Genomic DNA, 24,951 nt, shown 5'->3' with positions numbered 1-24,951 from the left:
CCGGGCGCAGCGGGTCACACCCCGTCGACGAACCCGTGCTGGCGCCACGCCTCGTAGACCGCGACGGCGGCGGCGTTCGACAGGTTCAGTGAGCGCCGCCCGGCCAGCATCGGGATACGCACCCGCTCGGTGATGTGCGGGTCGGCCAGCGTCGCCTCGTCCAGGCCGGTGGGTTCGGGACCGAACATCAGCACGTCACCGGGCTCATAGCTCACATCGGTGTAGGGGGTGTGGGCGCCGGCGGTGAAGGCGAACACCCGGGCGCCATTCGATACACCCAGCGCCTCCCACGCCGCCGGCAGTGACGAGTGCACGCGCACCCAGGCCAGGTCGTGATAGTCCAAGCCGGCCCGCCGCAGCTTTGGTTCGGACAGGTCGAAACCCATGGGTTCCACCAGATGAAGCTCCGCGCCGGTCGCCGCCACCATCCGAATCGCGTTGCCGGTGTTGGGCGGGATGCGGGGTGAATAGAACATCACTTTGAACACAACAGCATCCTTGTATGACGGCACGCCGTGAAGCGACCGGCCTCCGGTCGCCGCAGTCTGTTCGACTATCCCGCTGACGTGAAGTCCGCCCGCGTCGCGCCAGATGCGCCTGACGCATGGCGGGAACGCGCGGCCCGAACGCGGTGAACGCCGGCGTGCCGGAGGGGTACTCCAGGGGGATGTCCAAGCGCCTGAGTCCCCGATCATGGGGTCGACCATCGCCCGCGGCCTGTTTGCTCGACCGAAGTTCGTCAAGACACGCGCAGGTCTCGGAAAGTGTTCTGTTCAGTAAAAATTCTGGTCAGTCCTGCGGGCGACTGGCATACTCGTCGAATTGCTATGCCGTGAAACACACCGCAACCCGTTGTGCGGGTGCGATGTCCCGGAGAGTCCGATGAATGAGGCGCAGACGGTGAATTTCAGCCGAGCGGTCGGCGAATCGGCCGCCGACCGGTGACGCTCTTTGACCACCCGGAAGAGGTGGACCAGGCCTTTGACGCGTCAGCCGAACCAGCCGTGGACGCCCACAAGCCGGAAACCGCGGCGGTCAAACGTCCGTCGCGATGGTCGGTGCGCAATTGGCCGGTGCGCTGGAAGGTGCTGGCGATCGCGTTGCTGCCGTTGGCGCTGGCCGGGCTGTTCGGCGGACTGCGGATCTCCAATGCACTCACCGAGGCCAATCAGCTCCGATTGGTCGCCGACCGCGCCGAGATGATTCCGGCGATCACCAATTACATGTCGGCGTTGGGCGACGCGCTGGTGGCCGCTTCCTCCGACGGCGACGCCGAAGGGGCCCGGAAGAACTTCGAGAACCGCAAGTACGAGCTGCAGTCTCGCCTGTCGCACACCGACGTGGCGACCGATGTGCGTTCCGGGGTGGAGTCGCTGATCGATCGCGGTCAAGCGCTGTTGAATTCGGTTTCGACCACCGGTCTCGGTCTGCGTGAGGAGGTGACCGGCTACGCGCCGATCCTGCTGACCGCCGAGGATGCCATCAACGGGTCGGTGCGGGTGGACAGCGAGCGGATTCGCGCGCAGACCGAGGCGCTGAGCCGTGCGGTCGGTGCCCGGGGCCAGATGATGATGCAGGAGCTGCTGGTCAACCGGGGCGGCGAGCTGCCGGATCCGGAGCTGCGCACCTCGATGATGACCCTGGCCGGTACCGAGCCGTCGACCTTGTTCGGGATGACCGAGGTGCTCGGGGTGGACTCCCCGGACGCCAAGTCGCTGCAACAGCAGCTGGTGACCCGGATGTCGATCATGTCCGACCCCGAACAGGTGCTGCCCAACAACCCGGTGTTGCGCGATTCGATCCGTACCACCGACCAGATCGCCGCCCGGATCATCAGCGAGAACACCGGTGCGGTCACTGCCGCGGTGGAAGATCGGGCCGCGGACCGGCGCGCCGCGGCCCTTCGCGACGCCGTGCTGGTGCTGGCCGCGATCGCGACCACGCTGCTGGCGGTGTGGCTGGTGGCGCGCTCGTTGGTGCGCCCACTGCGGACCCTGCGCGACAGCGCCTTGCGGGTCGCTCACGTCGACCTCGAACAGGAGATCGCCCGGTTGCGCGCCGGCGCGCCCGGTTCGGATCGCGACCCCGACCCGCTGCCGGTGTACACCACCGAGGAAGTGGGGCAGGTCGCCCACGCCGTCGACGAGCTGCACGCGCAGGCGCTCCTGCTTGCCGGTGATGAGGCCCGGCTCCGGCGCCTGGTCAACGAGATGTTCGAGACGATGTCGCGGCGCAACCGGTCCCTGGTCGATCAGCAGTTGGCGCTGATCGACCGGCTGGAGCGCGATGAGGACGACCCGGACCGACTCGAAAGCCTGTTCCGGCTGGACCATCTGGCCGCCCGGATGCGGCGCAACGGCGCGAACCTGCTGGTGCTGGCCGGTGCGCGGGTGCCGCATGAGCGGGGCCGGCCGGTTCCGCTGGCGACCCTGATCAGCGCGGCCACCTCGGAGGTGGAGGGCTACGACCGGGTGCAGACGGTGCTGGTGCCCGACACCACCGTGATCGGCGCTGCCGCCGCGGACTGCATCCACCTGCTCGCGGAACTGATCGACAACGCGCTGCGCTATTCGGCGCCGACCGAGCCGGTCCGGGTGGTCGCTGGTCTCGAGAACGACGGCGGGGTAGTGGTCGAGGTCGTCGACGTCGGGTTGGGGATGACCGACGCCGACCTGCGGATGGCCAACATGCGGCTGGCGGCCGGCGGCGAGTTCAGCCCGGAGAACGCCCGCCACATGGGTCTGTTCGTGATCTCCCGGCTGGCGGCTCGCCACGATATCGAGGTCCGGCTGTTCCCGGCCTCGCAGGGATCTCGCGGCATCACCGCCGAGGTGTATCTGCCGCCGCACCTGCTGACCGTCAGGCCCCTCGAGCAGCTGTCGCCGGCACTCGCGCCGCCCGCCCAGCCCTATCTCGCTCCCGCCGAGCAGCCGCAACCCGCACCGCACGGGTATGAAGCCGAACCATACGAGTACGAGCCCGAGCCCGAGCAGTCGTATGCGCCCTACGAGGAAGCCGAGCCTGCCGAGCCCGGTCCCGTCGTCTCGCTGCTGCCGCGACGTACCCCGGGATCCAGCGGTATCACCGGCGTGCCCGCCGAACAACCGGCGCAGCCGCCGACCGCCCCCGAGCGAGTACGCCGCGAGCTGCCGCAACCGTGGTGGGAAGCTGAGGATCAGGGTGCAGGGCAGTCGGACGCGCCGGCCCCGAACCCGCACCGGGCACCCGCACCGGTGGTCGAGAAGTTCGCGCCCGCTGATACGTCAGGGTATTTCGCCGCGCGTGCCCGGGCCGGCACCCCTGCCCCCGAGCCCGAGCCCGAGCCCGCCACCGAGACCGACTCGATCTATCAGCGGATGCTCTCGGAGTCGGTGGGCATCGACCCCAACGAACCCGGCCTGCGCGCCGACCTGGACTGGCAGTCGGTCTGGGACCGCGGCTGGTCGGTAGCCGCCGAAGTGGAAAACGTGCCGGTGGTCGCCCACACCGAACACGGCCTTCCGGTCCGCGAGCCCGGCGCCCGGCTGGTGCCCGGCTCAGCCGCGGCAGAGGGGCCGCCGGAGGCGGAGGACGGCCCCCATGCCGGCGCACCCGATCCGGGCGAGGCAGAACAGCCGGTAACATCCAACGGCGTACCGCCTCAGCCCGTCCACGAGCCAGTGGAACGGGATCCCGCGGCGATCCGCACGTCGATCAGCCGTCACTTCGGCGGAGTGCACGCCGCGCGGTCGCATGCCCGGGAAACCGGCCTGGACACGGGCCCGGAAAAGGGCGGGGAAAATGGCCTCGACACTGACCAGGGACAGAACCAGTCATGACTTTCCCAACCGATCCCACCGCGCAGCGCCGTACCGCCGAAAGCTCGTTGGACTGGCTGGTTTCCAATTTCGCCCGCGAGGTGCCCGGGGTGTCGCACGCGGTGCTGGTGTCGGTCGACGGTCTGACGGTGGCGGCCAGTGAGCACCTGCCCACTGAGCGGGCCGATCAGCTTGCGGCGGTGGCCTCCGGGCTGGCCAGCCTGGCGACCGGGGCGTCGCAGTTGTTCGAAGGCGGCCGGGTATTGCAGTCGGTGGTGGAGATGGAACACGGCTACCTGCTGCTGATGCGAGTCGGCGACGGCTCGCATCTGGCGACGTTGGCGAGCGCGTCGTGCGACATCGGCCAGATCGGCTACGAGATGGCGGTTCTGGTGGAACGAGTCGGAGCGGTGGTCTCATCGGCGCGCCGGTCGGCGCCGTCGCGGGGCGGCCACTCGTGAGGTGCCGGTGAATGGTGATGGAAATCCCCGAGCGTTGGTCGCGGCCGCAGACGCCGGAGGGCCCAGAGGCCCTAGAGAACCCGGAAACTGAGGCCAATTTGGTCCGGCCGTACACGCTGACCGCCGGTCGAACCCACACCGACGTGCCGTTGCCGCTGGAGGCCCCGGTGCAGACCCTGCGAGCGGCCCAGCCCAACCAATGGCCGGTCAGCGATCCGCGGGGCCGGATCGTCGAACTGTGTCAGGGGGCGCCGTCGGTCGCCGAGATCTCTGCCCGACTGAACCTGCCCTTGGGCGTCGCGCGGGTGCTGGTGGGTGATCTGGTCACGTCGGGATACCTTCGGGTGCGTGCCACACTGACCGAGGCGTCCAGCCGGGACGAACGCCGAGACCTGATAGGAAGGACCCTTCGTGGCCTACGCGCGCTCGGATAGGCCCTCGGACAGGTCCTGGGATAGGCCGGCTCCGCGAGACGCTGCCTCGACGAAGATCGTCATCGCCGGCGGGTTCGGGGTCGGCAAGACCACGTTCGTCGGCACGGTCTCGGAGATCATGCCGTTACGGACCGAAGCGCTGGTCACTGATGCTTCGGCCGGAGTCGACGGCCTGGAGGCCACCCCGGACAAGCGGACCACCACGGTGGCGATGGACTTCGGTCGCATCACGCTGGCCGACGACTTGGTGCTCTACCTGTTCGGTACGCCGGGCCAGCGGCGGTTCTGGTTCATGTGGGATGACCTGGTGCGTGGCGCGATCGGTGCGATCATCCTGGTCGACTGCCGCCGGCTGCAGGACAGCTTCGCCGCGGTGGACTTCTTCGAACACCGCAATCTGCCTTTCCTGATCGCGGTCAACGAGTTCGACGGCGCGCCGCGTTATCCGGTCGCCGCGGTGCGCAAGGCCCTGGCGCTGGCCGAACACATCCCGGTGATCGCCGTCGACGCGCGCGACCCCCGCTCGGCCCGCGACGCCCTCATCGCGATCAGCGAATACGCGTTGTCCACCCTGGCGCCGCAGGCTTGAGCGACGCACCGGAGTGACGCCAACCCAAACGAAGCCCGCTAGCGCTTGAGCCGGATCTTCCACCACACCAGCACGGTGTAGCACACCGACAGCAGCGCCAGCATGCCCATGTCGAGCAGCCAGATGCCCTTGGTGTGGTCCCAGAGCCGGTCTTTGGGGATCTGCGGCGCGTTCATCAGGGTGTTGAAGTCGACGGTCGACCCGCCCGCCGCGTACCCCCAGCGTGCCGGGGTGAGCCAGGACAACTGGTCGAGCCCGGTCCGGCCGCCGACCGGGATCATTCCGCTGGACAGCACCAGCTGCGACATGATCGACACCACCAGCATCGGCATGATCTGTTCGTTGGACTGCGCGAACGCCGACAGGGCCAAACCGAGAATCGCCGAGGCCACGCAGGTGCCGGCCACCCCGAGGAACAGCTCGAAGTTCACGCTGCCGAACAGCAGTGCGTCACGCGCGGGGCCGCCCTTGCCCACCACCACGATCGTGGTGGCGATGGCGGCCTGGATCGTGGCGAATACGCAGAACACCGCGATCTTGGCCAGCAGGTAGGCCACCGTCGACAGCCCGACGGCCTGCTCTCTTCGGAAGATCGGGCGTTCGCCGATCAGGTCGCGGATGGTCAGCGCTGTCCCCATGAAAACAGCGCCGATGTTGAGCAGCACCATGATGTACCGCGGTTCGGTGGGCGCATCGGGGGCCGGTACGCCCAGTCCATGGCTGCCTTCGACGGTCAGCGACAAAATGCCCACGATGAACGGCAGCAGGGCCAGGAAGATCGAGTAGCCACGGTCGGAGACGATCAGCCGGATCTGGCGGCGCGCGATCGTCGAGAGCTGTTTGAGCAGGCTGGTGGCCGCCGGCTTTCCGAGATCGGCGGGTGGCGTCTCGGCCACCGACGCCGAGGACCGCTGGCCGCCCTCGCGCTCCAGGAAGCGCCGGTTGGCTTCGTCGGGATCGGCACCGACGTTGGCGAAGATGTCGGCCCAGTTTTCGGCGCCCATGGCCGGGAAGACTTCTTTGGGCGGGCCGCAGTAGGCCATCTTGCCGCCGGGGGCGAGCAACAGTATCTGGTCGCAGACATCGAGGTAGGCCACCGAGTGGGTGACCACCATGACCACGCGACCGGCGTCGGCCAGGCCGCGCAGCATCAGCATGACCTGGCGGTCCAGTGCCGGGTCCAGGCCTGATGTCGGTTCGTCGAGCAGCAACAACGAGGGCCCGGTCAGCAGTTCCAACGCCACCGAGGCGCGTTTGCGCTGACCGCCGGAGAGCTTGTCCACCCGTGTCTCGGCGTGCTTGGTCATCTCCAGTTCCTCGAGCACCCGAGCGACCGCCTGATCGCGGTCGGCTTGGCTGCTGTCGGGCGGCAACCGTAGCTCGGCTGCGTAGCCGAGCGCCTGGTTGACCGTCAGCTGGCGGTGTACCACGTCGTCCTGGGGGACCATCCCGATTCTGCTGCGCAGCGAGGCGTAGTCGGCGTGGATGTTGTGCCCCTCGAAGAGGGTGGTGCCGGAACTGGGGCTGGTGTAGCCGGCGATCAGCCGGGCCAACGTGGTCTTGCCCGCACCCGAGCCACCGATGATTGCGGTGAGGGTGCCCGGCCGGGCATTCAGGGAGATGTTGTTGAGCAGCCGCTTGCCGCCCTCGACGTCGAAGCAGACATCGCGCACTTCAAGGCCGCCGCTGCCGGGGGTGGCATCGGTGCGACGCACCAGGGTGCCGCCGTGAAACTCCAGGTCGACGTTACCGATAGTGACGATGTCGCCCTCGGACAGGATCGCCGATCCGATGCGGACACCGTTGACGAACGTGCCGTTGATGCTTCGGCTGTCGCGGATCTCGGTGCCCAGCGGCGTCGGGATCAGCATGGCGTGGTGACGGGAGGCCAGCACGTCGGAGATCACGACATCGTTGTCGGTGGCGCGGCCGATGGTCAGTGCTCCGGCCGGCGCGTTGGGTGCTGACGCCGACGACGGCCTCAGGATGTCAATCATGCGGGTGGCGATATTGCCGACTTCGGGCGGCGTCGCCGACACCGGTGCCATCCGGGTGGCGGGCTGGCGCGGGGGGAAAACCTCGGCGGGCGCCACCGGCGCTGCGGGCGGTTGATACCCGGGACGCAGTGCCGCCTCGGGGGCCGGGCTGGGCGAAGCGGACTGATATGCCGGCGGCCGGTGCGGAGCGGGCGGCGCGGAATAGGGTGCTGGACCGGTCGGCGGCCGGTAGGACTGCTGCTGCACACCGGGGTGCCCGGCCGACCGCGGATCTGCATACGGCGCGGGTTCGGGCGGCGCCGGCCAACCCGAGGGCTGAGGCGGCCGGGCCGGGCGTGCGATACCGGGCTGCGGTACCTGGATCGAGACGGTCTGCGGCGGCCGACCGGCCTGGCCCTGGTGGCGTCCCACCTCAAAGGAGACCCGCGGCCCGTCCGGGTTGCCGAGGTTGACGGCCTGTCCGTCGCGGATTTCGACGACGGGCACCCGCTGGCCGTTGACATAAATGCCGTTCAAAGAGCCGTTGTCGATCCCCAACCACCTGCCCTGCTCGAAGCGCAGCAGTAGGTGAGCGCGTGAGACCAGCGGATGCGGGATGCGGACGTCAGCCCGCAGGTCGCGTCCGATGACCACGTCGTGGCCTGCGGAGAACGTGCCTTGTGACCCGTCATGGCGGACGGTCAGCACCGGCGGGGCTGGGTGACTCATTGTCGTCAACTCTAGCGAGTTAGGTCCGGTGCGCCCGTAACGACGCAGTGCGTGCGCCGGTAGATCGTCGGCATGCACTGGTTGCAGTGCGTGCACTCCGACAGTGTCGTCGACTCCTCCGCGATCCGGTTGACCAGGTCCGGCTCGGCGAGCAATGCTCGGGCCATCGCGACGAACTCGAATCCCTCGGCCATCGCCTGATCCATCGTGGCGCGGTTGGTGATGCCGCCCAACAGGATCAGCGGCAGCGACAGTTCCGCGCGGAAAAGTCGCGCACTGTCCAGCAGATAGGCGTCGGTATAGGGGTATTCGCGCAGGAACTTCTTGCCGGTCATCCGCATGCCCCAGCTCAACGGCGGGGGGAAGACGCTCGCGAATTCCTTCACCGGGGCGTCCCCGCGGAACAGGTACATCGGGTTGACCAGCGAGCTGCCCGCCGTGAGTTCCAACGCGTCCAGGCCGCCGTCGTCCTGCAGCCACTTCGCGGTGGTCAGCGACTCATCGAGGCTGATACCGCCGCGGACCCCGTCGGCCATGTTCAGTTTGGCCGTCACCGCGATCTGTCCGCCCACCGCCTTATGCACGGCCGCCACGATGCCGCGGGCCACCTTGGCCCGGTTGGCCAGCGACCCGCCGAACTCGTCGGAGCGGCGGTTGATCAGCGGAGAAAGGAACGAACTCGCCAGGTAGTTGTGGCCGAGATGGATCTCCACGGCGTCGAACCCGGCATCCACGGCGTAGCGTGCGGCGTCGGCGTGCTGGGCGATGACCTGGTCGATGTCGTCGCGGGTGGCCTTCTTGGCGAAACGCATGCCGATCGGGTTGAAGAATCGCACCGGGGCCAGGGCACGGGCCTTGTTGGAGCGCGCGTCGGCGACCGGTCCGGCGTGACCGATCTGGGCGCTGACCAGGGCCCCCTCGGCGTGCACCGCATCAGTGAGCCGACGCAGCCCGGCGACCGCCTCCGGGCGCATCCACAGCCCGTCGTCGGAGGTGCGGCCACCCTGGGAGACCGCGCAGTAGGCCACGGTGGTCATGCCCACGCCGCCGGCGGCCGGCAGCCGGTGATACTCAATGAGATCGTCGGAGGCCAGCGCGCCAGGCGTGCGGTTCTCGAACGTCGCAGCCTTGATGATCCGGTTGCGCAAGGTGATCGGGCCGAGTTTGGCGGGACTGAAGACGTCGGGGACGGACTCGGGAACGGGCATAGCGGGAGCCTACAATCGGCGCCCGGCGAATAGTCGCCGTGTGCACTGGGAAGATCCGTGCCGTCGCCTCCAACAGGCCGGAACTCAGCGACTACATGCCACAATGTCCGGCGTGGGTGCGATTACGTTGGACGGCAAGGCCACGCGCGACGAGATCTTCGTCGACCTTCAGGCACGGGTGGCGGCGTTGTCCGCCGCCGGCCGCACGCCCGGTCTGGGCACCATTCTGGTCGGGGACGACCCCGGGTCGCATGCCTACGTGCGCGGCAAGCACGCCGACTGCGCAAAGGTCGGCATCACCTCGATCCGTCGCGACCTGCCCGCGGACTGCAGTCCGGCCCAGCTCAACGACACCATCGACGAGCTGAACGCCAACGACGAGTGCACCGGCTACATCGTGCAGCTGCCGCTGCCCAAGCAGCTGGACGAGAACGCCGCACTCGAGCGCGTCGACCCGGCGAAGGACGCCGACGGGCTGCATCCGACCAACCTGGGTCGGCTGGTGCTGGGCACCCCGGCGGCGCTGCCGTGCACCCCGCGCGGCATCGTGCACCTGCTGCGCCGCTATGACGTGCCGATCGCCGGCGCCCACGTCGTGGTGATCGGACGTGGGGTGACGGTCGGGCGGCCGCTGGGACTGCTGCTGACGCGCCGGTCGGAGAATGCCACCGTCACGCTGTGCCACACCGGGACCCGCGATCTTGCGGAGCTGACCCGCCAGGCCGACATCATCGTCGCCGCGGTCGGGGTGCCGCACATGCTCACCGCCGACATGGTGCGGCCGGGGGCGGCCGTCGTCGACGTAGGGGTGTCGCGTACCGACGCCGGGCTGGTCGGCGACGTACATCCCGACGTGTGGGAGGTGGCGGGCCACGTGTCGCCCAATCCCGGCGGGGTGGGTCCGCTGACCCGGGCGTTCCTGCTGACCAACGTCGTGGAAAGAGTCGAGAGCACGCTGTGAAGCTCGTCGATGTCCGTCGGGTGATCGCCGCGCAGTGGCCGATCCTGCTGGTCGGGCTGATCTTCACAGCGGCATTCGTGCTGGCTGGCGCGAACTTCTGGCGGCGTGGCGCGTTGCTGATCGGGATCGGCACCGGGGTGGCAGCCGCGCTGCGCCTGGTGCTGTCCGAGGACCGGGCCGGGCTGCTGGTGCTACGCGACCGGGGTCTGGACTTCGCGACCATGACGACCGCGGCGACGGTGATGCTCTACGTCGCGGCCACGATCGACCCGCTCGGGACCAGCTAGTCGTTTTTGACCCGTCCGACAATTTCCGCCCGGTGCGACGGCGCGTATTCGCCCGTCTCCCAGCCGGATCAGCCGCCGTGTTTGATGGCCCGGCTCTGCGGGAACACGTGTGTCCGGTCGGCCGGTGCGGGTCGGCGGTGTCGGTTGCCGCGTCGTCGATATGACGTGCGCCCCTGAAGTCGCTTTGTGCAGCGGAGGAACAGATGAGCGACGTTGAGCTGATTCCGGATATCGATCACATCCGGTCGCACTACGACCGATCCAACGAGTTCTTCCGGCTCTGGCTGGATCCGACCATGACCTACAGCTGCGCCTATTTCGAGCGCGAGGACATGACGCTCGAACAGGCTCAGATGGCCAAGGTGGACCTGGCATTGGGCAAGTTGGGACTGCGGCCCGGGATGACACTGCTCGACATCGGTTGCGGTTGGGGATCCACCATGCGGCGAGCCGTCGAGAGGTACGACGTCAACGTCATCGGGCTGACACTCAGCGAAAACCAGGTGGTTCATTGCGAACAGAAATTAGCTGAGATGGACAGTCCGCGCCGCAAACAGGTGCGGTTGCTGGGCTGGGAGGAATTCGACGAACCGGTGGATCGCATCGTGTCGCTCGGCGCCTTTGAGCACTTCGCCGACGGCGTCGGCACCTACGAGCGCTACGACGATTTCTTCACCATGTGCCACCGTGTGTTGCCCGACGACGGCGTGATGCTGCTGCATTCCATTGTGGTGCCCACCGCCGAAGAGGGCGAGCGGCGGGGACTGAAAAAGACGATGTCGCTGCTGCGCTTCATCCATTTCATCCTGACCGAGATCTATCCCGGGGGCCGCTTGCCGCAGATCTCGATCGTCGACGAGCACGCCACCCGCTGCGGCTTTTCGATCACTCGCCATCAGTTGATCGGGTCGAACTATGTACGCACGTTGGACACCTGGGCCAAGGCACTCGAAGCGCACAAAGACCAGGCGGTCGAGCTCAAAGGCGAGCAGACCTACGAAACGTTTCTGAAGTACCTGACGGGCTGCCGGGAACTGTTCCGTGACGGTTACACCGACGTCTGCCAGTTCACAATGGAAAAGCCAGTGGCATAAGAGATTCGGAGGACATGGTGACACCGATGACTGATCTCAGGCCGTACTACGAAGAGTCTCAAGCGGCATATGACATCTCCGACGACTTCTTCGGGCTGTTCCTCGATCCGACGATGGCCTACACCTGTGCGTACTTCGAGCGCGACGACATGACGCTGGAGGAGGCGCAGAACGCCAAGTATGACTTGGTATTGCGCAAGCTCAACCTCGAGCCGGGGATGACGGTGTTGGACGTCGGCTGTGGGTGGGGGGCGGGGCTGGTCCGGGCGGTGACGAAGTTCGACGTCAACGTCATCGGAATCACGCTCAGTCGCAACCACTGCGCGCGCAGCGCGGCCACGTTGGCAAGGATCGGTACCCAGCGTCGTGCGGAGGCGCGGCTGCAGGGTTGGGAAGAGTTCGACGAGAAGGTTGATCGGATCTTCACCATCGAGGCGTTCGACGCGTTCAAGAAGGCCCGCTACGCCGCGTTCTTCGAACGCGCCTACGACATGCTGCCCGACGACGGTCGAATGGTGTTCCACAGCATATTCACCTACCCGCAGACCTACTGGCGTGAGCATGGCATCAAGGTGACGATGAGCGATCTGCGTTTCGTCCGATTCCTCGGCAAGGAGATCTTTCCCGGTGGGGAGATGGCGGGGCGCGACGACATCTACGAATACTCGCAAGGCGCCGGATTCCGTATTCAGGACGCCTTTTTGATGCCGGAGCACTACATCCGGACCCTGGACATGTGGGCGGACAATCTGCGGCGCAACCGCGAACGCGCCATCGCCATCCAGTCAGAGGAAGTGTACGAGCGCTACCTGCGCTATCTGACCGGCTGTGCTGACCTCTTCCGCAGAGGAATCAGCAATGTCGGGCAGTTCATCCTGACCAAATAGCGTCGCTGGAAGCGAGGCGCGGACATGGCCCGAATGACTCGGCTCTGCACTGGGAGTGGCCTTCCCGAGGTCGTGGTCACCGGTGTCGCGATGACGACTGCGCTGGCAACGGACGCCGAGGACACCTGGAAGAGACTGCTGGACGGGCAGAGCGGCATTCGTAAGCTCGACGACCCCTTCGTCGAGCGGTTCGACCTCCCGGTGCGTATCGGTGGGCATCTGCTCGAGGACTTCGACCACGAGTTGAACCGCAAGGAACTGCACCGGCTGTCTTACCTGCAGAAAATGGCGGTGGTCCTGGGTCGCCGGGTCTGGGCGAATGCCGGCTTGCCGGAGGTGGATCCGCGCCGATTGCTGGTGTCGATCGGCACCGGTCTCGGCTCGCCGGAAGAACTGGTCTGGGGCTACCAAGGCATGGTGGAACGGGGTATGAAGTCGGTCTCGCCGCTGGGAGTGCAGAAGTACATGCCCAACGCGGCCGCCGCTGCCGTGGGCCTGGAGCGTGGCGCCAAAGCGGGGGTTTTCACCCCGATCTCGGCGTGTGCTTCCGGCGCCGAAGGTATCGCGCAGGCCTGGCGGAACATCGTCTACGACGAGGCCGACATCGCGATCTGCGGCGGAGTCGAGACCAAGATCGAAGCGGTCCCCATCGCGGGATTCGCCGCAATGCGCATCGTGTTGTCCACCCACAACGACGACCCGGCCGGCGCGTGCCGGCCATTCGATGCCGACCGCAGCGGGTTCGTGTTCGGCGAGGCCGGCTCGTTGATGGTCATCGAGACTCTTGAGCATGCAAAGGCGCGTGGCGCAACCATTCTCGCCCGGCTGATGGGCGCCGGTATCACCTCCGACGGCTACCACATTGTGGCGCCCGACCCGCGGGGCGAACGCGCGGGTTGCGCGATCGCCCGAGCGATCGATCTCGCGGGCCTGGCACCGACGGATATCGACCACATCAACGCACACGCCACCGGAACCAAGATCGGCGATCTGGCCGAGGCCCAGGCGATCAACAACGCCATGGGAGCGCATCGAGCCGCGGTGTATGCACCGAAATCCGCTCTCGGGCATTCGGTCGGGGCAGTTGGCGCGGTGGAGGCGATTCTGACGGTGCTCGCGCTGCGGGATGGCGTAGTCCCGCCGACGCTGAACCTGCACCGGCTCGACCCGGAGATCGATTTGGACGTCGTCGCCGGTGATGCACGGACCGGCGACTACCGGTACGCGATCAGCAACTCCTTCGGATTCGGCGGCCACAATGTGGCGCTTGCATTCGGAAAGTTCTAAAACGGGAGCCGTTTTGAGGTCTCCCGGTCAGCTGCCTCGAGCCTGGCGCCGTGTCACGCGGCTAGAACCCGGGGATAGCGGGAATGGCCGGGACTCCACCGGACAGGCCGGGAATGCCGACCGACATCCCCGGGATCTGCGGCAGATCCGGCACCTGTCCGCTGGCCAGCTGAGAGAGCATCTGGGGGCAGTAGATCTGCACGGCGATCTCGGTGAACATCTGCGCCATCTGGGGCGACATGCTGGGTCCGCCGCCCAGGCCCGCGACTGGGGCTGCCACCGACGCGGCGGTGCCGGCGGGTTCGGTCAGCATCGGGCACACGGATTGGCCCAGAGCAGCCGTTGCGGCGGGGTCACCGACCGGGACGCCGGCCCCGGCCAGATCGGACAGGAACGAGGTGTCTACCGGGCTTGCCTGCGCCGGTGCCGCCAATCCCGCGGTGGCGATCAGACCTACTAGGCCCGCCCCCGTCTTGCTCATGAAGCCTCGCATGCATCCCCCTCGTTATGGTCCGGCGCCGAGCGGAGGCCGGGATTTGTCCGAACGTTCTTGTTGAAATCCTGCATCAAAGCGGTAACACCGGCGAGTCGGCCGGGTCACGGTTTGCCTACGGCGCTATCTCGTCCCGGCCGATGACGCCATTTCGGGACGTTGAGCCGAGTCGAGGCTCAAGGCCGGGACCTGCCGGTCCAACCTTGGTGTTTCCTCTCCAAATCCGGACGGCTAGCAACATAAGTTGGATTATGGTCGTCGGCTCGGAGAAAAGACCTGGTCGATGGAAGTTTCTACAGTAGAAAGTTTGAGTTATTCAGGGTTACTTCAGGGTTTCATCATGTAAGCGTTACGGTGCTGCAAGGCAATAAGCCGTCCTGCGCCGGTCGGAGGTCGCCATGAAGGTAAGCCCCACGTTTCACACTCTGGGAGTTGCGGCAGTGGCCGCGACCAGCGCCGCCGCGGTGATCGCTGCACCGGTCATGACGCCGGCCATGGCGTCCGCGATCTCCGAGGCGCGCACGGTGACCGCCGAGGTGGCGCTGCTCGACAACGTCGCCCTGGTCATGGGTGGCACCGGAACCCCCATCCCGGGGACGTGGGACTTTCACTGGGCGGATCAATTCCTCTCCCACCTCGGGTACGACGGCTACACCATGCAGGGCGTGTTCACCCCCGAAGGCCTGTACCCGGGCACCGGGGTCAAGAGCCTGCCACTCGACACCTCGATCGATCAGGGTGTGCGGATGCTCGACGCGACGATTCGCGACCGCATCGCGGCCGGCGACCAGGTGGTGGTCTACGGCGTCTCGCAGAGCGCCGTCATCTCGTCTTTGGAGATGAACCAGCTGCTCAGCTCCGGCAATGCCCCCGACCCTGACCAGTTGTCGTTCGTCTTGATCGCCAATGAGATGTTCCCCAACGGTGGCCTGCTGTCGCGCTTCGCCATTCCCGAAGTCCCGCTGTACATCCCGTCGATGGGGATCGACTTCTACGGGGCCACCCCCGACACCCCCTACGCGACCGACATCTATATCGCCGAATACGACGGGTTCGCCGATTTCCCGCGCTATCCGTTGAACTTTCTGTCGACGCTCAATGCCGTGCTGGGGATCGCGCTGGTGCATGGCCCCGGCTACAGCCGGCCGGATTCCATGGACAGCGCACAGCTGTTGCTGGGATCCACCAACTACGACGGGCCGCTGACCCTGCCCGACGGCGCCTCGGCCGCCCTCAACACCGACTACTACATGATTCCGACGGAGATCCTTCCGCTGCTGCAGCCGCTGCTGGGAATCCCGGTACTGGGCGAGCCGCTGTATGACCTGCTGGAGCCCGTCACCCGGATCCTGGTGGACCTGGGCTACGGCAACGTCGACACCTACGTCGACGGCGTCTTGACCCATGGCGGCTGGGACCAGGGCCCTGCGAATGTGCTCACCACCTACGGCGTGTTCCCGGACATCGACATCATGACGCTGCTGAACTCGCTGTGGCAGGGCGCGCAGCATGGCTTCAACGACTTCATCTACGACCTCGGGCACCTGTCGCTGGGGAATCCGGCCGACGCACTCGGATCGCCGTTAGATTTCGCGCTGCCCAGTCTGCTCGACGTCGTCAACGCGTTCTCCAGTGCGGCCTCCACGCTGTATTCGGTGCTGCTGCCGACCGCGGACATCGTCAACGCCTTGCTGACCACCATGCCCGCCTACGACATCAGCATGTTCTTCAACGCATTCGGCAACGGCGACGACCTGCTGACCACCCTGACGAACGCCATCGGAATGCCGATCGCAGCCGACGCCGGACTGATCCCCACAGCCATCGGGTTCGAACTGATGAGCGTGATGAGCGCGTTCCCGTCGATCGCCGACGACTTTGCCGACTTGTTCAGCGCCTAGCGGTAATCGCCTTCGCCCGAAGGGCTTTGGCTGCGGCTACTTGGCCAAGGTGAACTGGTTGACGTCGAAGCGGCCTTCCCGGAACTCCCTGGCGCAGCCGGTCAGGTAACGCATGTAGCGCTCGTAGACCTCTGCGGACTGAAGCGCGATGGCCTCGCACTCGTGCGCTTCCAGCGCCTGCGCCCAGTGGTCCAGGGTCATGGCGTAGTGCTGCTGCAGTGACTGGATCCGGTTCACCGTGAACCCGGCCTTGACGGCGTGCTCTTTGACCAGCGCCACCGACGGCAGCTCGCCGCCGGGGAAGATCTCGGTCATCAGGAAGATCTGAAATGCCGCCAGGTCGTCCGTCAGCGGCATTCCGTACTCGACCATTTGTTGCGGGGACAAGCCGCAGATGGTGTGCAGCATCATCACCCCGTCGCTCGGCATCACCCGGTGGGCCATCGCAAAGAAGTCGTTGTAGCGGTCGTAGCCGAAGTGCTCGAACGCCCCGATCGACACGATCCGATCGACCGGCTCGTCGAACTCCTCCCAACCGGCCAGCAGCACTCGTCGGCTGCGTGGGGAGTCCATCGCGGCGAACATCGATTGCACGTGGACGGCCTGGTGCTTGCTCAGTGTCAGACCGACCACGTTGACGTCGTACCGTTCGATCGCCCGCGCCATGGTGGCGCCCCAACCGCAGCCCACGTCGAGCAGGGTCATGCCCGGGCGCAGGCCGAGCTTGCCGAGTGAAAGATCGATCTTGGCGAGTTGGGCTTCCTCCAGCGTCAAGTCGTAGCGCCGGAAGTAGGCACAGCTGTAGGTCTGGGTCGGGTCCAGGAAGAGCCGGAAGAAGTCATCCGACAGGTCGTAATGGGCTTGGACGTCAGCGAAATGTGGAGTCAGGCGGCGAGTCATATCGGTTGGCCCTTCGGACGGCCGGGGCCATGTCAGGTGCCAACCGTAGGGCCCCCTGGTTCCGGCCGACCGAAGCGGCATACCCACTGCCGGCCGGCATAAACACTTGCTGGCGCTAGGAATCCGAGCGCGTGGCCCGGGCGCACACCGTGATGTAGGGCAGTGCCAGTCCGGTGGACCCGACCAACGACGGATGGGTGGCCAGCAGGTTGCGAACCTGGTCCAGTGTCTTGGTGCGGACCGCGTCCGGTGAGGTGATGCAGTAGCTGCGGGAAGCGACCAGATCGATCACGGCCTGCGGCGTCAGGTAGTTGGTCCACTCCACCTGGTGGCTTTCGATATCGCCGAACGGCGCGGGCAGACTCACCCCGGCGTCGACCACGTCGCGGGCGTCCTCTCGGCCGATGATCGCGCCGAGTTCCTTTACCCAGCCCAGCCGTTCGTCGCGGGTGTTCCAGACCAGTCCCAGACGGCCGCCGGGCCGCAGCACCCTGACCAACTCGGGGATGGCCCGAGCGGGGTCGAACCAATGCCAGGCCTGGGCCACCAGCACCGCGTCGACGCTGTTGTCCGGCAGTGGGATCTGCTCAGCGGACCCGAGCAGCGCCGGGGTGTCCGGCAGGGCGCTGGCCAGCACCTCGAGCATTTCGGCGATCGGGTCTACCGCCACCACGTCCAGGCCGCGCTCGACCAGCCGGGCGGTGAGCTTGCCGGTGCCGGCGCCCAGGTCCAGGACGTCGCGGGCGCCCGGCGGCAGCAGCCAGTCGATCGCCTCCGGCGGGTAGGACGGACGGCCCCGCTCGTAGGCGGCGGCCTGCGACCCGAACGACAATGAGCGGTCGCGGCGGCCCTGCTCGGACGGGCTCACCGTCGGCGTTCCCGCGCCGAGCTCGCCAAGTCCAAGGTCTGGCGGATCAGCTCGCCGACTCGGGCGGTGTCCAGCAGGAAGCCGTCGTGTCCGCAGTCGGAGTCGAGCACCTGCAGTCCGTCGCAGCCGGGCAGCAGCTCGGCCAACTCGGCCTGCAACCGCAGCGGGTACAGCCGGTCCGAGGTGATCCCGGCGACCACCGCGGGAACCGGGCAACCACGCAACGCTGCGGCCACCCCACCGCGCCCGGCGCCCACGTCGTAGCTGGACAGCGAGTCGCTCAGGACCACGTAGCTGCCCGCGTCGAACCGCGACACCAGCTTGTCGCCCTGATGTTCCAGGTAGCTCTGCACCGCGTAGCGTCCACCGTCGGCCGGATCCTCCCCGTCCTGGGCAGCATTGGCGAATCGCAGGTCCAGCTCTGCCTCACCGCGGTAGGTCAGGTGCGCGATGCGCCGGGCGATGGCCAGGCCGGCGTCGGGACTGCGGCCGGTGCCGTGGTAGTCGCCGCCCTGCCAGTCCGGGTCGGCCTTGATGGCCGCGATCTGGGTGCTCTGGGTGCCGATCTGGTCGGCGGTGGCCCGGGCGCCGACAGCCAGCAGCAAGCCAGCGCCGACCTGATCCGGGTGGCCCACCATCCACTCCAGGCCGCGGGCGCCACCCATCGAACCGCCCAGCACGGCGGCCACCTCGGTGATACCCAGCGCGGACAGCGCGGCGATGTCAGCCTCGACCTGGTCGCGAATTGTGATGGCGGGAAACTTTGAGCCCCAAGGTTTCCCGTCGCGGGCCAGGGATCCCGGGCCGGTCGACCCGCGGCAGCCGCCCAACACATTGGTGGCCACCGCACACCAGCGGTCGGTGTCGATCGGAGCGCCGGGGCCGATCACCCCGTCCCACCAGCCCGGGGTGGGATGGCCCGGCCCGGCGGGCCCGGTGACGTGCGAATCCCCGGTCAGCGCATGCAGCACCATGACGACGTTGTCGCGCTGGGGCGACAGCTCGCCCCAGCGCTGAACGGCGATGTGGACGTCATCGAGCACCGCGCCGCTCTGCAGCGTCAGCGACCCGATGGCGACCACGCCGGTCTCTCCCTCGGCGGGCAGCAGCTGCCTGGACACGTCGGAGATCGTCACCGGGGACCGCCTCAACGGGCCGCCAGCGCCGACGAGTCGCCGAGCTGTGCCGAGGCCGCGGCGAAGCCGAGTTCGAGGTCGGCCAGGATGTCCGCGATGCCCTCGATGCCGACCGCCAGCCGCACCAGGCCCGGAGTGACACCGCTGGCCAGCTGCTCTTCGGCGCTGAGCTGGGCGTGCGTCGTCGACGCCGGGTGAATCACCAGCGAGCGCACGTCACCGATGTTGGCGACGTGGCTGTGCAGCTTCAGTGCGTTGACGAATGCCTTGCCCGCCTCGATACCGCCGGCGAGCTCGAACGACAGCACGCCGCCGACGCCCTTGGGCGCCAGTTGCTGGGCCCTTGCGTGCCACGGCGAGCTCGACAGGCCCGCGTAGTTGACACTCAGCACGTCATCGCGGGATTCCAGGAACTCCGCGACCCGCTGGGCGTTGGCGACGTGACGCTCGACCCGCAGACTCAATGTCTCCAGACCCTGGGCGATCAGGAAGGCGTTGAACGGCGAGACCGCCGAGCCCAGATCGCGCAGCAGCTGCACGCGGGCCTTCAGCGCGAACGCCGGCGCGCCCAGGTCGGCGAAGACCACCCCGTGGTAGCTCGGGTCGGGGGTGGTGAACCCCGGGTGGCGGCCCTGCGTCCAGTCGAAGTTCCCACCGTCGACGATCACGCCCGCGATCGCCGAGCCGTGGCCGCCCAGGTACTTGGTGGCCGAGTGCACCACGATGTCGGCACCGTGGGCCAGTGGCTGGATCAGGTAGGGGGTGGCCACGGTGTTGTCGACGATCAGCGGCACACCGTTGTCGTGGGCCACGCCCGACACACCCGGGATGTCCAGCACGTCGATCTTCGGGTTGGAGATGGTCTCGGCGAAGAAGGCCTTGGTGTTGGGCCGCGCCGCCGCCCGCCAGGACTCCAGGTCGTCGGGGTCTTCGACGAAGGTGGTCTCGATGCCCAGCTTGGCCAGCGAGTAGTGCAGCAGGTTGTAGGTGCCGCCGTACAGGCGCGGGCTGGACACGATGTGGTCGCCTGCGCCGGCGAGATTGAGGATCGCGAAGGTGGCCGCGGCTTGTCCGGAGGACACCAGCAGGGCGGCGACCCCGCCTTCGAGTGCGGCGATCCGCTGTTCGACGACGTCGGTCGTCGGGTTCATCAGCCGGGTGTAGATGTTGCCCGGCTCCTCCAGGCCGAACAGCTTGGCCGCGTGCTCGGTGTTGTTGAACGTGTAGGAGGTGGTCTGGTAGATCGGCAACGCTCGGGCGTTGGTGGCCGCGTCGGGTACCTGCCCCGCGTGGACCTGCTTGGTCTCGAACGACCAGTGCGAACTGGGGTCGATGTTGTTGTCGGCGGTCATTGCTGAATGGTTTCCTCGGTGTGTTGTCGCTGGGTGACGTGCGGATCAGGCGTGGGTTCAGCGACAACAGCAACGGGTGAGCGGGCGCAAGGAGGCACGCATCAGGTTCCCCTGTCTACTCGGGGGGCCCGTTGTGGCGGACCCGCGCTTGCCGCGTAGCCGATAGTGGCTACTCAACCCGGTCATCACCCGGGGCACCCCACCGCGGTTGGAGGGTTGCCGGCCAGCAAGCCGGGGCTTCGCGCTGGCACTCATGACCGTGACGCAGCCTATCGCATCCCATGGAGGTGTCGCCACCTGCTCACCGGCGGCGAGCGCCGCGGAGCGGTGCGCGATACTGATGCCGCCGTGTACAACGCGGGACAATCGAACACCTCAGACCTGACGCCGGGAGAACAGCCATGTGCGCCGACCAGCCGACCATCATCTACACGCTGACCGACGAGGCGCCGCTGTTGGCGACGTACTCGTTTCTGCCGATCGTGCAGGCCTTCACCGGGCCCGCGGGTATCGACGTCCAAGCCAGTGACATCTCGCTTGCGGCCCGCATCCTGGCCGCATTCCCGGACTGTCTGACCGAAGACCAGCGAGTGCCGGACAACCTGGCCGAACTCGGCCGGCTGACCCAGCTGCCCGACACCACGATCATCAAGCTGCCCAACATCAGCGCCTCGGTGCCGCAGCTGGTCTCCGCCATCAAGGAGCTGCAGGGCAAGGGCTACAAATTGCCCGACTACCCCGAGGACCCCAAGACCGACGCTGAGCGCGACATTCACGACCGCTACGCGAAGTGCCTGGGCAGTGCGGTGAACCCGGTACTGCGGGAAGGCAACTCAGACCGTCGCGCGCCCAAGGCGGTCAAGGAGTACGCGCGCAAGCACCCGCACAGCATGGGCGAGTGGTCACAGGCCTCGCGCACTCATGTGGCGACGATGCGCCACGGCGACTTCTATCACGGTGAGAAGTCGATGACGCTGGACCGCGACCGCGACGTCAAGATGCAGCTGACGACCAAGAGCGGCAAGACGATGGTGCTCAAGGAGAAGGTGTCGCTGCTCAGCGGCACGGTCATCGACTCGATGTTCATGAGCGTGCGCGCGCTGCGCGAGTTCTACGAGGAGCAGATGGAGGACGCCCGCAAGACCGGTGTGATGTTCTCCCTGCACGTCAAGGCGACCATGATGAAGGTCAGCCACCCGATCGTGTTCGGCCATGCCATCAAGGTGTTCTACAAGGACGCATTCGCCAAGCACCAGAAGCTCTTCGACGACTTGGGCGTCAATGTCAACAACGGTCTGGTCGACCTCTACAACAAGATCGAGACCCTGCCGGCCTCCCAGCGTGAGGAGGTCATCGAGGATATGCACGCCTGCCACGAGCACCGCCCCGAACTGGCGATGGTGGACTCGGCCAACGGCATCACCAACTTCCACTCGCCCTCGGATGTGATCGTCGACGCCTCGATGCCGGCGATGATCCGGGCCGGCGGCAAGATGTACGGCGCCGACGGACGGCAGAAGGACACCAAGGCCGTCAACCCCGAGTCGACGTTCGCGCGGATCTACCAGGAGCTGATCAACTTCTGCAAGACCCACGGCCAGTTCGACCCGGCCACCATGGGCACCGTCCCCAATGTCGGGTTGATGGCGCAGAAGGCCGAGGAGTACGGCAGCCACGACAAGACGTTCGAGGTCCCCGAATCCGGCGTCGCCGACATCGTGGACCTGGCCACCGGTGAGGTGCTGCTGACCCAGAAGGTGGAGGCCGGCGACATCTGGCGGCTGTGCACGGTCACCGACGCGGCCATCCAGGACTGGGTGAAGCTGGCCGTCCAGCGGGCACGGGCGTCGGGCATGACCGTGGTGTTCTGGCTGGACACCGAGCGGCCGCACGAGGCGGAGCTGCGCAAGAAGGTCAAGGCCTACCTGGCGGACTACGACACCGAGGGCCTGGAGATCCAGATCATGCCGCAGGTGTGGGCCATGCGGTACACCCTGGAGCGGCTGATCCGCGGTCAGGACACCATCGCCGCCACCGGCAACATCCTGCGCGACTACCTCACCGATCTGTTCCCGATCCTGGAGCTGGGCACCAGCGCCAAGATGCTGTCGATCGTGCCGTTGATGGCCGGCGGCGGGATGTACGAGACCGGCGCGGGCGGTTCCGCCCCCAAGCACGTCAAGCAGCTGGTGGAGGAGAACCACCTGCGCTGGGACTCGCTCGGTGAGTTCCTGGCGCTGGGCGCCAGCTTCGACGACCTGGGTGCCAAGACCGGCAACGTCCACGCCAAAATCTTGGGACAGACTCTCGACTCCGCTATCGGCAAGCTGCTGGACGCCAACAAGAGTCCGTCGCGCAAGACCGGCGAGCTCGACAACCGCGGCAGCCAGTTCTACCTCGCCAAGTACTGGGCCGAAGAGCTTGCTGCCCAGACCGAGGACCCCGAACTGGCCAAGCATTTCGCCGCCCTGTCGGACACCCTGGACAAGAACGAGGACGCCATCCTCAATGAGCTGAACGTGGTGCAGGGCAAGGCGGTGGACATCGGCGGCTACTACGCGCCGGACCACGACCTGACGTCGGCGGTCATGCGGCCCAGCCGGACGCTCAACGCAGCGATCGACGCCAAGGACTGACTCGGCAGCCGAACTGCCGGCGGGCTCACTCCAGGATGCAGAGGACCTCGTCGAGGGTGGCGGTGCCGTCCACGTGGCCCAGTCGTGTGGTGTCGACCATCGCCGGGCCGGTGGCAGCACGGTCGGTCAGCAGGTAGCGGCCGGCATCGGGGGAGCGACGCACCGTGTCCTCGGCGGCGCAGGTGCCGGTCAGCTTTACCGCGTCGGTGAAGTTGATGCCGATCTGGAACACCTGCGGTTCGGCGTGCAGTCCGCCGGTCAGTCGGGTGATGAGGTTCTCCGGGGCAAAGAACCGCCAGCCGGAGTCCAGCCGCAACCAGTAGCGGCCACCGATCCCGGCACTGATCTCCGTACCCGGATCGGTGAACTCCAGAAAGGGATACCGCTGCGCCAGCAGCACCCGATCTTCGGCTGTCAGGCCGGTGTCGATGGCCAGGAAGCGTCCGACGCGCGCCACGTCCAGGCAGCAGTTCAGGAACGAGTTCAGGGTCTGCTCGGTGCGGGCTCGATCGGACCCGGTGCGCAGGCTGACCGTCACCTCAGCCTCGGGCGGCCCGGCCGCCAGGGTGTGCACCACCGCTTCGGGGTAGCTCGAGGCTGCCTCAAGCATGGCCGGAACCGAAAAGTCTCGGTTGGATTCGATGCGCTGCCGTTCGTCGTCGGGAACGTCGGTGCGCGCCACCAGGCGCCGGCACAGCGTGAACGCTTCGTCGTGGTTGCCCAGCCACGACGCGCACACCGCGCGCTCGTCGGTCGCGCGGAAGTTGTAGACCCCCGCATCGACCCAAAGGTTGTCGTCGGGCATCGGGATCTGCTCGGCTTGCCTGGCGAAGAGGTGACCGAGCTGGTAGCGCCCCGCGGAGCGGTAGGCGAACGCGAGGCAATACAGCGGTTCGGCACGGGTCGGCCGAAACTCCCAGGCCCGTAGGTAGGCGGCCTGCACTTCCGGCCACGGTTCGCCGAGCACCTCCATGGCGCCGGCTTTGCGGTACAGCGAGAAGTAGACCTCTTCGTCGTAGCCCCCCATTTGAGTCCGCCGTTCGTACCAGGGGACTGCGGCGGCGTAATCCTCCAGATCGAAGCAGCTCTGCGCCAGATAAAAGACCGACCGCGAGTCCTCGGGATTGCGTTCGACCTCGGCCAGTAGGAGATCCCGGTCGCGGGCGTACTTCTGCGGGTCCAGGTTGCGGGCGCCCAGCCGCCGCGATTCGATGGCGAAGTCGCGGTCGAGGCGGGAAATGACGTGGTCTTCATCGCATTCGACGTACTCGTGGACCACACCCACGTAGCGCACCGGCAGCCCGTCGCGGAACAGCTGCGGGCGCCAGCCTCTGACGGCTTCCTGCCGGATCCGCAGCTCGTAGATATCGGCGTCCAGGCCGGTGAAATCGGGTGTGCCCACGATCGTGTCGTCGGCGTCGATCACCAGGATGTAGTCGCAGCGGCCCTGCGCCAGGGTCAGTGCCTCGGTGCGGTTGTGCCCGAAGTTGCGCCAGGGCCGTTCGTAGAGCTCGCCCGGAATGCCCAGGGCCGCCATGTGGTCGCGGATCACCTGCTGGGTTCCGTCCTGGGAGCCGGTGTCGACGATCACCCACGCACTGATGTAGGGCGCGGTGGCGCTCAGCACCTCCGCAATGATGTGGGCCTCGTCGCGCACGATCATGTTCAGGCAGATCGTGGGGGTGTTCACCGGATCGGACACGGTCGGCAGATTACCCGGTGCCTGGGGGGCTGGATTTCGCAGTCGGCGGTGGTCAGGGAGTCCGGCGTGCGACAATTCGCTGGTAAGGCGATGACGATGTAGGAATCCGGTGTGAATCCGGCGGTTCAGCCGAAGCTGGGACCGCCGCTTCAATTCCGGAGCGGTCCCGCCACTGTCATCGGGGGAGTGACCTCACCCGAGAGCCAGACACTCACGTCGTCGCAACCTCCGATTCGGGGCGGGTAACCCGAGA

At 67.0% G+C, this 24,951-nt stretch carries 20 protein-coding genes and 2 riboswitches; of the genes, 11 read left to right on the top strand and 9 right to left on the bottom strand.

Annotation, left to right across the window (positions count from 1 at the left end; genetic code table 11):
* Nucleotides 1-14: 14 nt before the first annotated feature.
* Entirely contained in the window at nucleotides 15-476 is a 462-nt protein-coding gene (locus N416_RS0110145; RefSeq protein ID WP_369797593.1) for a tRNA (cytidine(34)-2'-O)-methyltransferase, read from the bottom strand.
* A 465-nt stretch (nucleotides 477-941) separates the two neighbouring features.
* On the opposite strand from N416_RS0110145, the gene N416_RS0110140 reads away from it, so the two are divergent.
* From N416_RS0110140 to N416_RS0110125, 4 genes are read left to right on the top strand one after another with little or no spacing between them, the layout of a single operon-like run.
* A complete protein-coding gene (locus N416_RS0110140) occupies nucleotides 942-3,818 on the top strand; it encodes an ATP-binding protein (RefSeq protein WP_024441996.1) in 2,877 nt (958 codons plus the stop codon).
* Nucleotides 3,815-4,258, top strand: coding sequence for a roadblock/LC7 domain-containing protein (locus N416_RS0110135; protein ID WP_024441995.1), 444 nt, complete (start codon nucleotides 3,815-3,817; stop codon nucleotides 4,256-4,258). Before N416_RS0110140 ends, N416_RS0110135 begins: the two co-directional genes overlap by 4 nt.
* Before the next feature lie 11 nt (nucleotides 4,259-4,269).
* Entirely contained in the window at nucleotides 4,270-4,692 is a 423-nt protein-coding gene (locus tag N416_RS21505; RefSeq protein WP_024441994.1) for a DUF742 domain-containing protein, read from the top strand.
* Between the two features lie 55 nt (nucleotides 4,693-4,747).
* Complete coding sequence (locus N416_RS0110125; protein ID WP_036457631.1) at nucleotides 4,748-5,281, top strand: ATP/GTP-binding protein; 534 nt, start codon at nucleotides 4,748-4,750, stop codon at nucleotides 5,279-5,281.
* A gap of 38 nt (nucleotides 5,282-5,319) precedes the next feature.
* On the opposite strand, the gene N416_RS0110120 is transcribed toward N416_RS0110125, so the two are convergent.
* Entirely contained in the window at nucleotides 5,320-7,986 is a 2,667-nt protein-coding gene (locus N416_RS0110120; protein WP_036457624.1) for an FHA domain-containing protein, read from the bottom strand.
* Nucleotides 7,987-7,997: 11 nt separating this feature from the next.
* Nucleotides 7,998-9,194, bottom strand: coding sequence for an NADH:flavin oxidoreductase (locus N416_RS0110115; RefSeq protein WP_024441991.1), 1,197 nt, complete (start codon nucleotides 9,192-9,194; stop codon nucleotides 7,998-8,000).
* A 112-nt stretch (nucleotides 9,195-9,306) separates the two neighbouring features.
* Here N416_RS0110115 and N416_RS0110110 point away from each other — a divergent pair, with 112 nt between their 5' ends.
* The 5 genes from N416_RS0110110 to kasB all read left to right on the top strand — a co-directional run bounded on the left by N416_RS0110110 (nucleotide 9,307) and on the right by kasB (nucleotide 13,710).
* Nucleotides 9,307-10,155 carry a bifunctional methylenetetrahydrofolate dehydrogenase/methenyltetrahydrofolate cyclohydrolase gene (locus tag N416_RS0110110; protein ID WP_024441990.1) on the top strand — a complete coding sequence of 283 codons (849 nt, stop codon included), beginning with the start codon at nucleotides 9,307-9,309 and terminating at the stop codon, nucleotides 10,153-10,155.
* On the top strand, nucleotides 10,152-10,442 hold the full coding sequence (locus N416_RS0110105) for a DUF3017 domain-containing protein (protein WP_024441989.1): 291 nt from the start codon (nucleotides 10,152-10,154) through the stop codon (nucleotides 10,440-10,442). Before N416_RS0110110 ends, N416_RS0110105 begins: the two co-directional genes overlap by 4 nt.
* 203 nt (nucleotides 10,443-10,645) lie before the next feature.
* Nucleotides 10,646-11,536 (top strand): cyclopropane mycolic acid synthase family methyltransferase, encoded by an 891-nt coding sequence (locus N416_RS0110100; RefSeq protein WP_036457623.1) that lies wholly within the window; start codon nucleotides 10,646-10,648, stop codon nucleotides 11,534-11,536.
* Between the two features lie 26 nt (nucleotides 11,537-11,562).
* Nucleotides 11,563-12,423, top strand: coding sequence for a cyclopropane mycolic acid synthase family methyltransferase (locus N416_RS0110095; protein WP_024441987.1), 861 nt, complete (start codon nucleotides 11,563-11,565; stop codon nucleotides 12,421-12,423).
* 33 nt (nucleotides 12,424-12,456) lie between these two features.
* Nucleotides 12,457-13,710, top strand: a complete 1,254-nt coding sequence (gene kasB / locus N416_RS0110090; protein WP_024441986.1) for a 3-oxoacyl-ACP synthase KasB — start codon at nucleotides 12,457-12,459, stop codon at nucleotides 13,708-13,710.
* A 61-nt stretch (nucleotides 13,711-13,771) separates the two neighbouring features.
* On the opposite strand, the gene N416_RS0110085 is transcribed toward kasB, so the two are convergent.
* Nucleotides 13,772-14,191, bottom strand: a complete 420-nt coding sequence (locus tag N416_RS0110085; RefSeq protein WP_051190228.1) for a DUF732 domain-containing protein — start codon at nucleotides 14,189-14,191, stop codon at nucleotides 13,772-13,774.
* Between the two features lie 410 nt (nucleotides 14,192-14,601).
* Between N416_RS0110085 and N416_RS0110080 the strand changes: the two genes are divergently transcribed.
* Nucleotides 14,602-16,104: a PE-PPE domain-containing protein gene (locus N416_RS0110080; RefSeq protein WP_036457621.1), complete on the top strand. Its 1,503-nt coding sequence runs from the start codon at nucleotides 14,602-14,604 to the stop codon at nucleotides 16,102-16,104.
* 36 nt (nucleotides 16,105-16,140) lie between these two features.
* Here N416_RS0110080 and N416_RS0110075 read toward each other — a convergent pair whose 3' ends face one another.
* The 4 genes from N416_RS0110075 to N416_RS0110060 form a co-directional block, all read right to left on the bottom strand.
* The gene (locus N416_RS0110075; RefSeq protein WP_024441983.1) at nucleotides 16,141-17,004 is read right to left on the bottom strand and encodes a cyclopropane mycolic acid synthase family methyltransferase; all 864 of its coding nucleotides are present in this window, start codon (nucleotides 17,002-17,004) and stop codon (nucleotides 16,141-16,143) included.
* Nucleotides 17,005-17,119: 115 nt separating this feature from the next.
* A complete protein-coding gene (locus N416_RS0110070; RefSeq protein ID WP_024441982.1) occupies nucleotides 17,120-17,872 on the bottom strand; it encodes a class I SAM-dependent methyltransferase in 753 nt (250 codons plus the stop codon).
* Nucleotides 17,869-19,008 (bottom strand): homoserine O-acetyltransferase, encoded by a 1,140-nt coding sequence (locus N416_RS0110065; protein ID WP_024441981.1) that lies wholly within the window; start codon nucleotides 19,006-19,008, stop codon nucleotides 17,869-17,871. The genes N416_RS0110070 and N416_RS0110065 overlap by 4 nt, the downstream gene beginning before the upstream one ends.
* An 11-nt stretch (nucleotides 19,009-19,019) precedes the next feature.
* Complete coding sequence (locus N416_RS0110060) at nucleotides 19,020-20,360, bottom strand: bifunctional o-acetylhomoserine/o-acetylserine sulfhydrylase (RefSeq protein ID WP_024441980.1); 1,341 nt, start codon at nucleotides 20,358-20,360, stop codon at nucleotides 19,020-19,022.
* A gap of 139 nt (nucleotides 20,361-20,499) precedes the next feature.
* Nucleotides 20,500-20,619: riboswitch (SAM riboswitch) on the bottom strand.
* A 142-nt stretch (nucleotides 20,620-20,761) separates the two neighbouring features.
* On the opposite strand from N416_RS0110060, the gene N416_RS0110050 reads away from it, so the two are divergent.
* Nucleotides 20,762-22,996, top strand: a complete 2,235-nt coding sequence (locus N416_RS0110050; RefSeq protein WP_024441979.1) for an NADP-dependent isocitrate dehydrogenase — start codon at nucleotides 20,762-20,764, stop codon at nucleotides 22,994-22,996.
* Between the two features lie 25 nt (nucleotides 22,997-23,021).
* On the opposite strand, the gene N416_RS0110045 is transcribed toward N416_RS0110050, so the two are convergent.
* A complete protein-coding gene (locus tag N416_RS0110045; RefSeq protein WP_024441978.1) occupies nucleotides 23,022-24,698 on the bottom strand; it encodes a glycosyltransferase in 1,677 nt (558 codons plus the stop codon).
* A gap of 47 nt (nucleotides 24,699-24,745) precedes the next feature.
* Nucleotides 24,746-24,932: riboswitch (cobalamin riboswitch) on the top strand.
* Nucleotides 24,933-24,951: the final 19 nt, after the last annotated feature.

It is taken from the genome of Mycobacterium sp. UM_WGJ, assembly GCF_000455125.1.
Classification (GTDB): Bacteria; Actinomycetota; Actinomycetes; order Mycobacteriales; family Mycobacteriaceae; genus Mycobacterium.
Note: the sequence above shows the minus strand (reverse complement) of the source record. Positions and strands in the feature narration are given on the sequence as shown.